A 14,467-nucleotide genomic window follows, 5' to 3' on the forward strand; every position below is an offset into this window, starting at 1 on the left:
AGATGTCAGATTCAGACAATAAGAATTTAGTTTTATTAAACCAAGCTAAATCCATTGATGATGCAGTGGTAAAAGTAAGCAATGTCACGCTGTATTACAAAAAAAACTGTGCGCTCAATAATATTAGTTTAGCCATTCCACCGCGATGCATGGTGGGTTTTATTGGGCCTGATGGTGTGGGAAAATCGAGTTTATTATCGCTGATTGCTGGCGCACATGTTATTCAAGAAGGCTTAGTGTATGTTTTAGATGGTGATATGAAAGACAAATCACACCGCAAAAACGTCTGTACACGTATTGCCTATATGCCGCAAGGATTAGGCAAAAATCTTTATCCGACTTTATCTGTTGAAGAAAATTTGCAATTTTTTGCTCGTTTGTTTGGTAATGATGCGGTTGAGCGTCGTCGCCGTATTGATGAATTAACGCATAGTACTGGATTATACCCATTTTTATCAAGACCGGCAGGGCGACTATCCGGTGGTATGAAACAAAAAGTTAGCTTATGTTCGGCGTTAATCCACGATCCTGATTTGTTAATTCTTGATGAACCCACAACGGGGGTCGATCCACTTTCCAGAGCCCAATTTTGGCAGTTAATTAATAAAATTCGTAAACAACGACCACAAATGAGTGTGGTTGTGGCAACTGCCTACATGGATGAAGCCCAAAACTTTGATTGGTTGGTTGCGATGTATGGCGGTAAGATTCTCGAAACTGGCACACCAAAATCATTACTAGCTAAAACAGGAAAAGATAATTTAGATGATGCATTTATTCAGCTCATGCCAAAAAGCGCTAGACAAGGTTATCAAACTGTCGAAATTCCACCTTTAGATCTTAATAAAGATTTGCAAATAGCTATAGAAGCAAAAGATTTAACTAAACAATTTGGTAATTTTATTGCAGTTGATCATGTTAATTTTTCAATTAAACAAGGTGAAATATTTGGCTTTTTAGGCTCAAATGGTTGTGGTAAATCAACCACCATGAAAATGTTAACGGGTTTATTACCGATTTCATCAGGAGAAGCATGGTTATTTGGTAAACCGGTTGATGCCAGTGATATTAATGTTAGGCGTCATTTAGGATATATGTCTCAAGCATTTTCTTTATATAGTGAGTTAACAGTCAAACAAAATTTAGTTCTACATGCGCGTCTGTTTGGTATTGAAGAAAGCAAAATATCCGCTCGCGTTGAAGAATTACTGAAACGTTTTGGTTTAGAACAAGACGCACAAAATCTGCCCGATAGTTTACCTTTAGGGGTAAAGCAACGGCTTTCATTGTCAGTTGCCGTTGTGCATAATCCGCAAATTCTTATCCTTGATGAACCAACATCAGGTGTTGACCCCATTGCTCGTGATGATTTTTGGCGTTTAATTATCGAACTTTCTAGAAAAGATAAAGTAACGGTATTCATCACAACTCACTTTATGAATGAAGCCGCAAGATGCGATCGAATTTCATTAATGCATGCAGGTAAAGTATTAGCAAGTGATACGCCAGATAACATTATCAGCTCCAAAAATGCTAAAACATTAGAGGCGGCCTTTATTCGTTATCTTGTTGATGCAGGAGCTGATGATAGTAATGCAGAAGAACGCTCTGTTGAACCGCCAAAAGAAATACTCAATCAAGCAACAAAAACACTACCAAATCATCACCTTCAAGGATTTAGTTTTACCCGTATGATAGGGTGTCTATGGCGTGAGACTCTTGAATTATCTCGCGATCCTTTGCGAGCATTATTAGCGTTATTAGGCTCAGCAATTTTAATGTTGGTTATGGGATATGGCATTACGATGGATGTTGAAGATCTGCGTTTTGCTGTGCTTGATCGCGATCAAAGTGTAATCAGCCAAAATTATACTCTAAATTTGTCAGGCTCTAAACGTTATTTTATTGAAAGGGCACCTATCACTGATTATAACGATATGGATGCGCGGTTGCGCAGTAATGACATTGCTTTAGCGATTGAAATTCCACCAAATTTTGGTCGTGACATACAACGAGGCGATCCCGTTGATATTGCCATTTGGATTGATGGGGCAATGCCGTTACGTGCCGAAACAATCAAAGGCTATGTGCAAGGCATGCATCTTGCTTGGTTAAGTGAAAAAGTAAAAGAAGTAACAGGAAAATCCTCAACTAGCTTGGCAAATATAGAAACAAGATATCGTTATAATCCTGATATTAAAAGCTTACCTTCCATGGTACCGGCGGTAATACCTATTTTATTATTAATGATTCCATCAATGCTGGCAGCTTTATCGGTCGTGCGTGAAAAAGAGATGGGTTCGATTATTAATTTATATGTAACACCCGTAACTAAAGCTGAGTTTTTGCTAGGCAAACAAGTGCCTTATATCATTATTTCTATGTTTAGCTTTTTATTATTGTTATTTATGGCAATCACCATTTTTGGTGTGCCTGTAAAAGGAAGCTTGTTTACTTTGTGCCTAGCAGCATTTGCTTACTGTATTATTTCAACGGGTTTTGGCTTGTTGGCTTCGACTGTCACCCGTAGCCAAATTACCGTTATTTTTTTAACTTGCGTAGGGACAATGTTACCAGCAATTCAATTTTCAGGATTGCTCAACCCTGTCGCATCTCTAGAAGGCGGTGGCCGTTATATTGGCGAGGTTTATCCAACAACGCATATGCTAATTATTGCTCGTGGTGTGTTTAATAAAGCGCTTGGTTTTATCGATCTGCATAATTCAATATTTGCTTTATTGGTCACAATCCCTATTGTATTGGGTGCCAGTATTTTTCTCCTTAAAAAGCAAGAGGGGTAGATATTATGCAAAGTTTAATTAATATTTATCGCTTAGGGATTAAAGAGTTATGGGGGTTATTGCGTGATCCTATCATGTTGCTATTAATTGCCTATTGCTTTACCTTTGATATTTATATTGCTGCAACGGCAACTTCTGACTCGTTACATCATGCCTCGATTGCCGTTGTTGATGAAGATAACTCACCCTTATCAAGACAAATTATTACAGCCTTTTATCCGCCAATGTTTAATACTCCTGTTAAATTATATTCAATGGATGATGTCGATCGTGGTATGGATACGGATAATTATACGTTTGCTTTAAATATTCCGCCTAATTTTCAGCGTGATGTGCTAAATAATCAAAGTCCAGAAATTCAACTCAATATTGATGCAACCAGAATGGGGCAAGCGTTTGTCGGAAATGGTTATATAACGCAAATTATTACTGGTGAAGTGACTGAATATGTCAATCGTTACAGTAAGGTAACAAATTTGCCCGTTAATATACAAGTGCATACTGCTTTTAACCCTAATTTAATGCGATCTTGGTTTGGTTCGGTCATGGAAATTATCAATATTGTAACAACATTATCTATTATATTAACTGGTGCCGCCTTAATGAAAGAACGCGAACATGGTACGATTGACCATCTTCTTGCCATGCCTGTTACTCCTTTTGAAATTATGATATCCAAAGTATGGTCAATGGGACTTGTGGTATTAATATCAACTTGGGTAGCGTTGTTACTTGTTGTTCATAGTTGGCTAAATGTACCAATTGCTGGTTCGGTAGCTTTATTTTTGATTGGTGCAGCGCTACATCTTTTTGTGACAACGTCACTTGGTATCTTTATGGCAACAGTAGCAAAATCTACTGCGCAATTCGCAATGTTACTTATTTTAATTTTGTTACCATTACAAATGCTATCAGGGGGGAGTACTCCGCGCGAAAGTATGCCAGAAATTGTGCAAAATATTATGATGTTTGCCCCAACAACGCATTTTGTTGAATTAGGACAGGCAATATTGTATCGAGGTGCTGGCTTAAGTGTAGTTTGGACTTCGTTTGCATGGTTATTGGTAATTGGTACCGTGTTCTTTTTAATTGCTTTAAGGCGTTTTCGTAGCTCAATTGTGAATATGGGATCATAGCATTTATATAATTTGGTACATCAGTGTATGATGCGATTTTTTAGCCAACAACAACTATTAATTGTTCTTGTAAATATTGGCACAACACCGCTTGCCCATTTATAATGAAAAAAGAAACTCTATTCTAGCTATTGAATAATAGCGCTTAATTACTATTGGGCAAAATGGTGTTTATCGATAAAAATAAAAAGCTAAATAAGCTTTTTAAGCTAAAATTAGTTTAAATGGCATTACACATTTTACAATGTGGCATAAATGATTTACATTATGTTAATTATTAATTGACTATTAATAAACAAATTTTTATATATTGTTTTCTCTTTTTATCTTCATTATATAAATATCAGCAAAATATCTTTATAGCAGTAATTTGATATAAAAAAATTAAATCAATTAATTAAATTTGATTTTAGTAGTTTTTATAGCAAATAAAGTATGACGAAAACTGTTATTTAAAGAATTTTAGTGCAATATTAATTTTTACCATACTTTAACATTTGTTATTTTTTTTTACTTATTTGTTGTTTTTTAAAGAAATAAATTGCTATTTTTAGTAAATATCGAGCCAAATTTTCGTGTTTTTTTGTTTTTTTAAGGCAGTCGAAAGATCTTGGTTGACACAAGGTCTATTAGAATCAGTATAATGCTTTCAAGTTACTATATTTTCATTGAAATATAACAAAAGGTTCCTATATTAATAATGTCTTTTATTAAGCATACTAAGTGTGAAATAGCATTTAATAATAACAATTTACAACAAAAAGAATGCTGTTTTGCATGTAATAAAATATATTCGATTTTGTAATCACTTATTTTAGCTAGGTCTATAAATATAATCTCTAATCTGAAGTTACCGGCCATTACCGAATTTGTCTTTTAAGTAATATTATTTTAGGAGTTTTAAAAAAATGAATCTAATCTGGTCAGCAGTTGGACAAGTTGTTAGTTCTTGTCTTCCGGTTTTTTTGTTAATTTTTCTTGGTTGGTTCTGTGTACAACAAGGAATTTTTTCGAAGGATTCTAAAAAATTATTATCTGGACTGGTATCAAACTTTGTCTTTCCTGCATTGCTTTTTGTGCATACTTCTCATGCTAAACCGTCGCAAATATTTAATGGTATTTGGATGATTGCCTTTTTCTGCACTATGTCATTTTTATGGATAATTTGCTTTTTAACCAATAAATACATTTTGCATAAAGAGTTAAAATCAACAGCAATGAATGCAATGCTTTGCTGCTTTCCCAATATGGGCGGAATGGGGGTGCCTTTTTTAACGTTGATGCTTGGGGCAGCATCTACCATTTCAGTCGCAATTGCTAATTTTGTTGTCGCATTATCATTGATTCCAATGACAATCTTCTTATTAGAACTCTGTGATACTAAATTATCTGGCGGTAAAGTCACCGGCGATATGATCTTTAGTGCAGTAAAAAACTCGCTCATGAAACCGATGTTTTTAGCTGTGATTTTAGGGCTAATTGTTAGTGTCACTGATGGAACTCAATGGTTACCTCATTTTGTATTTAACACTTTTGATATTATGTCAAATGCCTGTAACTTTATTTCGCTTATTGCGGTCGGTGTTGGTATTCATGGGGTTAAATTGAAATTATCTAAACCATTAATGGTCAATATTGTATTGAAAAGTTTTATTACACCAATTGTTGCACTTATTTCTGTATATCTATTTGGTATCACAGGGATGGAGGCTGAAGAGCTAGTATTCCTATTGGCAATGCCAACGGCATCAACGGCAGTTATTTTGGCTTATAATTGGAATGTTGAGCAAGAACAAGCATCAAGCATTTTCTTTGCATCAACGGTTCTATCTATCTTTATTTTACCAACTTTATTACTTATTATGGATTTCACCATTCCTGGTGTTGCTTAATAAATAAAAACTAGGTATTGATGCCCTCGTTTAGTTTTAAATGAGGGCATTTTATTACTTATTACACATTTCTTGTAAGCGACTTTCCTTTAATTGCAATACAACCTCAGAATAAACCTATCCTATTGTTATAACAAAATACTGCCTTATTTCTTATAAAAAATCGGTCAGAAAAGGTATTGATTTTATTGATTTTTTTGTGATAGTGGGGGATGATTGTATAGAACACCAGTGTTCATTTATGATTTTATTAGTAAAATCATAAATGAACACTTTAAGTACTATTGATAGCACTAAGAACATAGCAAATTATTTAAGATAATAATTTGAAATAAATAAATTGTCGTTTTTTTTATAAGAGTTAATTAGCTTTTTCGTTCTTTCAATCATTTCTTTACGAACATATTCAGGTTCTAAACAAATACATTGATGCCCAAAACTCATCAAAATACCATAACTATAATCATCGTCAATAAAGTTAAAATCCACAATATATTGTTTATCGTTTAATTTATGAAGATCTTGTTCATCGCAGTAATCTAAAATACGTTCTAAAATGGAGTTATCTATTAATAATTTTATTTTAAAGACTCTTTTTTCCATGTTTTTTTCGAATGAAGAAAGTGCATCAGGTGTGGTTTGTTTAATAAATTTGGTATTCGTGATTTTTATATTAGACATTTTAGACAGTTTAAATAGCCGAAAATCATTTCTACTTAAACAAAAAGCCTGCAAGTACCACTCTTTTTCTTTGAAAATGAGTTTATATGATTCAATTAGACGAGAATCTTGTTTATTTTTCAGTTTTATATACTCACAAGATAAACGCAATTGTTTATTTATTGCCTCCTTGATGATCGATATTTTATTATTAATATTCTGTTTAGAAAGCCAAGGCGATAAATCAACAGTTAGTTGGCTTAGATCATTTCTTACTTGATCGAGATCGTGTTTTGATAAAAGACTTTTGATCTTTTCTAGCGTTCTCACATTTTCATCTTCATTTAAAATTGGTGAGGATAATAAGTTCAGGCCTTTTAATAATACAATGACATCTTCTTTAGTGAATAAACCTTTACTAATTTTATAATTTTTTAAAATACTTATTCCACCCGCACTTCCCTGATACGTAATAATGGGTATACCAGCTCCCTCAATAACTTGTATATCTCGATAAATAGTCCGCAATGATACATTTAATTTTTCTGCTAATTCTTTACCGCTTATTTTTTCTCTTTGAAGCAATACCATGATGATAGTAATTATACGATTAATTTTCATGCTTTATGTTTACAAAATAATTTATATTAAATTTTAAATATGACATACAGTTGTCAGCAATGCTACATCATAATATAGATAACCAAAATTAAGTAAATTAAATTTTATCACCAAAAGGAAACAAAAAATGTTTAAACCTAATAGCGTTATTGTTTATGTCAAAGATGTCGATACTAGTACAGAATTTTACACAAAAATACTAGGACGCCCACCTGTTGAAACTTATCCTGGCTTCGCTGTATTTTTATTGAATGATAACTTTATTTTGGGGCTACAAGGGGCTGATGAAATAACTCCAAAGGCACCCAATCATTATGGTGGTTTTGAGTTGTCATTTAGTGATGTAACAAAAAATGATGTAGATGAGATTTATTCGACATGGAAGAAACTAAACGTCAAAATTGAACTTGAACCCCAAATGCTCGATTTCGGATACACATTTGTAGGAAATGATCCCGATGGTCATCGTCTTCGGGTTTGTGCTACCGACACTTCAAAGTTTGAATAAAACATTATCTTAATAAATTAAAACAATGGGGCTTTTATTTGTAAATACCCCCATAATTAGTACAAAATAGACATAGAAAATCATGCTGATTGTTTTAGTGTTTTATACTCAATCGGCGTCATATTATTTAATGCTTCATGAGGTCTTTCGGTATTATAAATCGTTAACCATTCTTCGATTATTCTCCTTGCTTGTGCTAAGTTGTTAAAAAGATATAAATCTAACACTTTAGTTCAATAAGTCCGGTTAAATCTTTCAATGTAACCATTTTGATATGGGCTACTGGGATAAATATAATCAAGAGTGATACCGTGTGATTTTGCCCCGTTGGAAAAGACTCTTCCAGTAAATTCCGGTCCATTATCTACTCGTATTTTGTTGAGTATAAAACCCTAAGACAAGCAAGATTATTTTTTACTTGAATTTTGTACTAAGTTTGGGGTATTTACATTAAAGTTCTTCGTTTCTTATTGTTATATATCATATTGTATATACTCAAACACAGTTTATTTTATTATATGTAATATATTAAATTAAATAATATCCAATTAGGGGAAATAAGGGGGATTAATTGTTAATTTGTATAACTTTCTTGGAGAAAATACCTATTCGTTAATTTATAAAACATCTAAGAACTGTCTAGTTAATCAGTATGTTAATGCTAAGCTAATAATAATTTTGTTTAATGTTTTATTTGTAACAACATATACTCATCTTTTTGTCTAATCCACTATGCACTTTAAATATCAGCAAACCGTAATTAAGGGCTGCACTCAAATTTATTAAATCTAAAATCATTGATACTAAATTTAAATGAAAATTTTTTGAATCCTTTTTTAATTTGGCTAGCTCTTTATTAGTGAGATTAATCTTTAACCATAAAAAAGAGGTAGATGATGAGTTTTAAAAAAAATGTCCCTAGTTTTGAACGTGTATGTAGAGTTTTTATTGGCGCGTGTATTGCTTGCTTGGGTTTTCTTTTTGCACCAACTGATTTAGTTATGTGGATAACCATAGCTGTAGGATGTGTTTTAGCTTGTACAGGAGTTACGGGTTTTTGCCCTATGTGTTTTATCGCGAAAAGGAAAATAGATTAAATAATTAATTGTAGTTTTCCTTGAAGTTCGGTACTCATAAAAACTATTTACTTCAAGGAAGCTAAAGACTGTACTCAGATTTATTGCACTTAAATTCATTAAAATTAAATGAATTTTTTTGAATCTTTTTTGTTTTATATGCACTTTATTTAAGCAGGTTTGCAACTTACATTGAAATGTGAATGGAAAACCATTTTCTTCGATTAAATTGCAGACTAAACATAATAACTTTGGAGGCGAAAATATGTTTAAAAGTTCTTCTGTTGTAGTTCATTTGTTACGAGGGTGTCTAGGATTTGGGTTTTTAGGTCTAGCCATCTATTTGTTTATTCAAGGTGCTCTGTTAACTGTAGTGTTAGGGGGTTTTTCTGCTATTTGCGGATTTGTGGTATTGCGAGGATGCCCTGCTTGCTGGGTTATAGGTCTCATTCTTACTATTTATAATTCAGGTAAAACTTGTGAACCATGCGCAAAAAAAGATAAATAGTTTATATGCATATGTGAGGTGGTCGTAGATTGCATAGTTTTGATCCGAAATTTACTTGTTCTAATAGCTCTTAAAACAGAACTATGCACCCTAGAATGAAAGCCATAACATGGTGATAGAGTTTAGATAAGATGTCGCAAGAAGATGAAAAAAATTATCTTCAAATAATATTCGTAAAAATTTGAAGAAATATATTTTGGGTGTGGGATTTATGATTGGTTGTATTGTACTAGTTCGAATGGTTTGGCATGGTTATTTTTTCGAGGAGACAAATAATGCTTATGTTCATGGGAATGTAAGTATTGTGCCCACTAGAGTACCTGAAATTATAACTGATGTTCTAGTACTTGATAATCATAAAGTAAGAAAAGGCGATTTATTAGCTATTTTAGGGGGATAGTTACAATCGTTGTCATATTTTATGAGAGAGGTTATTCTTCATAAAGAATTATGATGTTATTACCTACTTTCGATAGTAAAAAATTGATTGCATTATATAATAGATATAATTACTAGTTATTGATATATATCTTATAGTTATCATATTTTTAACACTTAAATATTACAGATTTTTATATTCTATTTAAAAAAATATAAAATATTTGAATCCTTTTTATAGAATTAAATCTCTTCTATGTAGATAAATAAGGAGTGTTTATGAATAAAATTGATGAAAATCTTATCGTATTGGCTCGTTCTGGTGACCAAGTAGCTTTACTAAAATTACTTGAAATATGTCAACCAGATCTAAATCGTTTTTCAAGAAAAGTTTGTTCTAATGCTGAGGATGCTGAAGATGCTGTGCAGGTTGCTCTTTGGATTTTATATAAAAAAATAGAGGTCTTACGTACAATCTCTGCATTGTCATCATGGTTGTTTCGTATCATCGAACGAGAATGTTATCGAATTTTTAGGTCAAATAAAAAAATTTTTCATATGGCTCCAAATGAGGTAGAACAATTATATGAAGCTAATTATATTAGTAGCTCAGAACAATCAGTCTTAAAAATTGACTTGAGTAGAGCAATAATTTCTCTTCCGGGCACTTATCGAACTGTCTTAATTCTAAGAGATATTAATGAATTAACAGCTCCAGAGGTGGCCGATATTCTTGGACTAAGCATTGAAGCAGTGAAAAGTAGACTTCATAGAGCTAGAAATATTGTACGGAAAAAATTGGAACTTAGTGGCCATTTTTCCTGAATATAATATTTAAGTGTCAGGATTTATAGTTTTTATAATTTTATAGGATTACTAATGAACACTATGAATATTAAACTAGATAATACTACTTATCGAGGAATAAAAATATAGGCGACTAAATCAGTAGGTTAGTCAAAGTTACTAAAGAAACTTATATAGCTCCTAGTATTAGTTTTGTACCAGATAACATTTCGCACAAAATTTTTATTCCTGGGTCTGGGTTAAATGGTCAACCCTATTGTTTTCTCGTTGATATACAAACTTCAAAAGTAAGGGTAAAGCGTAAACAGCGCATTCCTCCACGATGCCCGGAAAGGTTATTAGTCCCCAATAAACAAGGTGAATGTTGGTCAATGGATTTTATGAGTGACAGTAGTGGTAATCAACGTCGCTTTAGGACATTCAATGTCATCGATGACTTTAATCGTGAGGCGCTAGGCATTGATATTGCAGTAAGCTTACCGGCAGGGAGAATTATCCGTTACTTAGATAAACTGGCTGAATATCATGGTTATCCAGTTATAACACCGAAAGACCTTATGAAGCATTAAATAATATGACTCCGATTGAATATAAAACACTAAAACAAGTAGTATTATTTTCTACTTGAATCTTGTACTAAGTTTGGGGTATTTACATTGTCATTGTCATTGTCATTGTCATCATTGATACTAATTCTAAAGAAGATTCCTTAATTAATGGGAACATTCTTCCTCTTCAACAACAATATGCTAAACAAGCAAATTATTGTACTAATAATAGTTAATATAGCTAATGTAAAATTGAAGGCACTATGATAACTCGTAATGATATCATTAAGCATAATTGACTGAATATTTGTAGCAACATTAGATAGTGGCGCGGTGAGATTTCCACTAGCTACTGAATTTATCCAGTCTTCTATTACATCGATTGACGAATTATATTTTATTAATAAATCTGGTAAAATACCATTAAGATTAGCTGTTAATAATGAACCATATAATACAACTGCTATGGCTTCACTACCTAAACGTAATGTATTCAATAAGCCAGCTGCCATACCTGTATGATGAGGTTCAACACAGCTTAACGCTAGCCCATCAACAAGTCCTGCTGTTAGTCCCATTCCAGCACCGATCATAAATAGTGCAAAACCGATTAGGTATAGCAGTCCATCAACACCACCAACTAAAAACAATAAAATTCCGCCAAAAATCATTAAAATAAGGCTAACAAATATAATAGATATTGCGGAGACTCCGGATGAAACAATTTTTCCTGCCAGTAAAGGGCAGAATAATACGGGAACAGTTAATGTGATCATGATAACGCCAGCATAAGAAGGACTGAACTGCATAACGCCAATTAAATAACTTGGATAATAGGTAAGTAAAGTAACAAAGCTGAAACTAGCAACAACAGGAACGAGAATCAAACCTACATATTTTTTATTTTTTAATAGCGTTAGATTTAACACTGGATTAGTGATCGATTTTTCATACATTACAAATATAACACCCGAAAGAAAGCTTACACCCAACAATATTAATGTTTTTATATTTAACCATCCCCATTGGGCACTTTCACTAATTGAAAACATTAATAGAAACAAAGCTATGGTGAAAATTATTGACCCAATTTTATCAAATGGATGTTGAAGTCTAGTAAGATTATCTTTTGTTATAGTTGGTGTCATTAGTATTACTACAGCCAAGACAGCGGTATGTAATATAAAAATAGCTCGCCAGTTGAATAAGTCTAACAAAAAACCTGATATTGTTGGGCCAAATGTAATACCTATGCCCGCTGTTGTTCCAAAAAATGCGAATGCTTTAGTTCTCTTATCTCCATCAAAAGTTTTGATTAGTATGGCACTTCCACATGAGAATATAGCAGCACCACCCACACCGGCCAAACCTCGAGCTATATCAAGCATTAAAGGACTAATGGACATAGCGGATAATAAGGAAGCAACCGTATAGATAGTTGCACCTACTATAAATGATTTTTTATGACCAAAATTATCTGCGAATGATCCCCATAACAAAGTAAAACAAGCAAAGGTCAAATTAAAACTATTAACAACCCATTGTAGTGAAGTTAAATTAGCAGAGAGATCAGCACCTATAAATGGTAGTGCAATCGCGGTTCCTGAGATAGATGTTGGTACTACAAATACAGCAAGCAATATGGATATTAATACAATGGCTGTTTTGGGATTGTCAATTTTTTTGTTCATTTGTAAGTTCTCTAGTTAAATATTTTACAACTCGCGACAGGTAATGTGTTAGGGCGTCTCAAAACAATTCCCTCATCCCAAGATATATCTTTAATAAATTTTTGGTCTAAGCTCAAATCGGGCAATAATGTGAGTAGTGTTTTAATAACGGTACAAATTTCTAATCTAGCGAACTCTTGTCCCATACAGTTATGCATCCCGTATCCAAACTAAAAATAAATTTAGTTGAGTAAGATATGTTATAAAAATGATGAGTAATACAAATTGATACTTGACGGAATACTTCTAACAATAGAGTTGCATCATAATATCCATTTTCTACATCATTAAAGTACATGTGAGTTCTTGGTAGTTGAGCAGCAATAACGTAGCTATTGTTAGACGATTGCTTAATGTCAGTGAGAAATACTTCATTGATAGCTATTCTATGAACTAGTTGTTTTTTAATTGTTTGACAATTTTCTAAGAGGATAGAGTTTTTTTTTGTCAACAGAGGCGAGATTCATATTTATTCCCTTATTATTGTAAGTAATAAACTAAATAGTTTATGTTTTATTGATAATCTTGTAGTATGCTCAGAGGGTTGTATTTGACTTACACACAAGGTTTGAATTTTATCGAACCTTCTATTGATATTACATTTTTATCTAAATGTCAATTTTTTAAGCATTTAAATAAGAAAAAGAACTTATGAGAAAAAATGAATTTAATTAAAATATTTAAAGCATTAAGTGATCCAGCTCGTTTATGGGTCATTCAAAGTTTAATACAAGATGCCCCTGGAGCTGAGCGGCATTGCACATCATTTGGGTTGCAATTAACAAAAGCTACCCGTTCACATCATTTCAAAATTTTAAGAGAGGCTGGACTCATATCTCAGGTAGATCGGGGGAATTGCTCTCTGGCAACTTTAAGAAGAAAAGAAATTGAAAAAGATTTTCCAGGCTTACTTGAGCTGATTTCTACTAAATGGAAACCCTCTGAAAAATTGTAGGAAGTATTTTTCTAATATTTAAAAAAAGATTAAATTTGATCCTCGCCAAAAAAGTGGACAGAAGTCGCCTCTATGATATAAATATAAATCATAGGAGACAAATATCATGGTCAAAAAATTTAGTATCGAATTCAAACAACAATCGGTGGATTATGCGTTATCTCATGCACACCTTTCTATCAGCGAACTTGCCAACCATCTAGGTGTGGGTAAATCAACCCTAGATAAATGGATTAGGCAACTTTCCCCGAATAAAACCAGCCGTCGAGAGTTAACAGCTGAGCAACAGCGGATGATGGCGTTAGAAAAAGAGATTAAAGAATTGAAAATGGCCAATGATATACTAAAAAAGGCGCATGTGTACTTCATCAACAATCCAAGTCGGTGAAGTACGCTTATATGAAAAAGCATTTAACCTGCTATCCCGTTACTAAGATATGCTCATTACTTGGTGTTAGTTCATCGGGTTATTATGCTTGGTTAAAAAGGGCAAACAAATCAGCCAAACTCAGCGAGTATATTAAAAAGCAGTATTGGCAACATAAGGCCCGTTTGGGTGTGCCAAGCCTGCTTCATGATGCAAGGGAAGCGGGCTATCAAGTTTCAGAAAGGACAATTGGCCGTGTTTTGCAACAATTGGGATTACGGAGTAAAGCAGCACGTAAATTCAAGTATAAAACAGACACGACTCATCGCAATATTGCGCACAACACGTTAGATAGGCAATTTAACCCTGATAAGCCGAATACGACATGGGTAACTGATATTACTTATATTAAAACGGGTGAAGGTTGGTTATATTTGTCGGTGATTATCGATTTATATGGACGAAAAGTAATTGCTAGGC

15 protein-coding genes and 1 pseudogene are annotated in these 14,467 nt (G+C 33.1%); 12 read left to right on the forward strand and 4 right to left on the reverse strand.

What is annotated here, in order from left to right; genetic code table 11:
• Window positions 1-2: 2 nt before the first annotated feature.
• From rbbA to GQ598_RS05175, 3 genes are all read left to right on the forward strand, one after another.
• A complete protein-coding gene (rbbA, locus tag GQ598_RS05165) occupies window positions 3-2,801 on the forward strand; it encodes a ribosome-associated ATPase/putative transporter RbbA (RefSeq protein ID WP_160402649.1) in 2,799 nt (932 codons plus the stop codon).
• Window positions 2,802-2,806: 5 nt separating this feature from the next.
• Window positions 2,807-3,937 (forward strand): ABC transporter permease, encoded by a 1,131-nt coding sequence (locus tag GQ598_RS05170; protein WP_160402650.1) that lies wholly within the window; start codon window positions 2,807-2,809, stop codon window positions 3,935-3,937.
• A gap of 908 nt (window positions 3,938-4,845) precedes the next feature.
• On the forward strand, window positions 4,846-5,829 hold the full coding sequence (locus tag GQ598_RS05175) for an AEC family transporter (protein WP_160402651.1): 984 nt from the start codon (window positions 4,846-4,848) through the stop codon (window positions 5,827-5,829).
• A 309-nt stretch (window positions 5,830-6,138) separates the two neighbouring features.
• Here the strand turns inward: GQ598_RS05175 and GQ598_RS05180 are convergent, their stop codons facing one another.
• Window positions 6,139-7,110 (reverse strand): YafY family protein, encoded by a 972-nt coding sequence (locus GQ598_RS05180; RefSeq protein ID WP_160402652.1) that lies wholly within the window; start codon window positions 7,108-7,110, stop codon window positions 6,139-6,141.
• A gap of 127 nt (window positions 7,111-7,237) precedes the next feature.
• Between GQ598_RS05180 and GQ598_RS05185 the strand changes: the two genes are divergently transcribed.
• Window positions 7,238-7,618 carry a VOC family protein gene (locus GQ598_RS05185; RefSeq protein ID WP_085246549.1) on the forward strand — a complete coding sequence of 127 codons (381 nt, stop codon included), beginning with the start codon at window positions 7,238-7,240 and terminating at the stop codon, window positions 7,616-7,618.
• Window positions 7,619-7,698: 80 nt separating this feature from the next.
• Here GQ598_RS05185 and GQ598_RS05190 read toward each other — a convergent pair.
• Window positions 7,699-8,004, reverse strand: a pseudogene (locus GQ598_RS05190) (transposase).
• A gap of 510 nt (window positions 8,005-8,514) precedes the next feature.
• On the opposite strand from GQ598_RS05190, the gene GQ598_RS11330 reads away from it, so the two are divergent.
• The 5 genes from GQ598_RS11330 (at window position 8,515) to GQ598_RS05220 (ending at window position 10,956) form a co-directional block, all read left to right on the forward strand.
• A complete protein-coding gene (locus GQ598_RS11330; RefSeq protein WP_160402654.1) occupies window positions 8,515-8,715 on the forward strand; it encodes a DUF2892 domain-containing protein in 201 nt (66 codons plus the stop codon).
• 244 nt (window positions 8,716-8,959) lie between these two features.
• Window positions 8,960-9,202: a hypothetical protein gene (locus tag GQ598_RS05205; RefSeq protein ID WP_091346804.1), complete on the forward strand. Its 243-nt coding sequence runs from the start codon at window positions 8,960-8,962 to the stop codon at window positions 9,200-9,202.
• Between the two features lie 211 nt (window positions 9,203-9,413).
• Complete coding sequence (locus tag GQ598_RS05210; protein WP_160402655.1) at window positions 9,414-9,602, forward strand: hypothetical protein; 189 nt, start codon at window positions 9,414-9,416, stop codon at window positions 9,600-9,602.
• 257 nt (window positions 9,603-9,859) lie between these two features.
• On the forward strand, window positions 9,860-10,405 hold the full coding sequence (locus tag GQ598_RS05215) for an RNA polymerase sigma factor (RefSeq protein ID WP_160402656.1): 546 nt from the start codon (window positions 9,860-9,862) through the stop codon (window positions 10,403-10,405).
• Window positions 10,406-10,767: 362 nt separating this feature from the next.
• Window positions 10,768-10,956 carry a hypothetical protein gene (locus tag GQ598_RS05220; RefSeq protein WP_141683322.1) on the forward strand — a complete coding sequence of 63 codons (189 nt, stop codon included), beginning with the start codon at window positions 10,768-10,770 and terminating at the stop codon, window positions 10,954-10,956.
• Window positions 10,957-11,096: 140 nt separating this feature from the next.
• Here GQ598_RS05220 and GQ598_RS05225 read toward each other — a convergent pair whose 3' ends face one another.
• Window positions 11,097-12,626 carry an MFS transporter gene (locus GQ598_RS05225; RefSeq protein WP_160402657.1) on the reverse strand — a complete coding sequence of 510 codons (1,530 nt, stop codon included), beginning with the start codon at window positions 12,624-12,626 and terminating at the stop codon, window positions 11,097-11,099.
• Window positions 12,627-12,786: 160 nt separating this feature from the next.
• Window positions 12,787-13,116: an AfsA-related hotdog domain-containing protein gene (locus GQ598_RS11335; protein WP_160402658.1), complete on the reverse strand. Its 330-nt coding sequence runs from the start codon at window positions 13,114-13,116 to the stop codon at window positions 12,787-12,789.
• 210 nt (window positions 13,117-13,326) lie between these two features.
• Here GQ598_RS11335 and GQ598_RS05235 point away from each other — a divergent pair, with 210 nt between their 5' ends.
• From GQ598_RS05235 to GQ598_RS05245, 3 genes are all read left to right on the forward strand, one after another.
• Window positions 13,327-13,620, forward strand: a complete 294-nt coding sequence (locus tag GQ598_RS05235) for a helix-turn-helix transcriptional regulator (RefSeq protein ID WP_160402659.1) — start codon at window positions 13,327-13,329, stop codon at window positions 13,618-13,620.
• 106 nt (window positions 13,621-13,726) lie between these two features.
• A complete protein-coding gene (locus GQ598_RS05240; RefSeq protein ID WP_160402660.1) occupies window positions 13,727-14,008 on the forward strand; it encodes a transposase in 282 nt (93 codons plus the stop codon).
• A gap of 11 nt (window positions 14,009-14,019) precedes the next feature.
• Window positions 14,020-14,467 (forward strand): IS3 family transposase (locus GQ598_RS05245; RefSeq protein WP_160402661.1); only part of this gene is annotated, 448 nt, incomplete at its 3' end.

It is taken from the genome of Gilliamella sp. Pas-s95, from assembly GCF_009795795.1.
In the GTDB taxonomy this organism is placed as follows: domain Bacteria; phylum Pseudomonadota; class Gammaproteobacteria; order Enterobacterales; family Orbaceae; genus Gilliamella; species Gilliamella bombicola.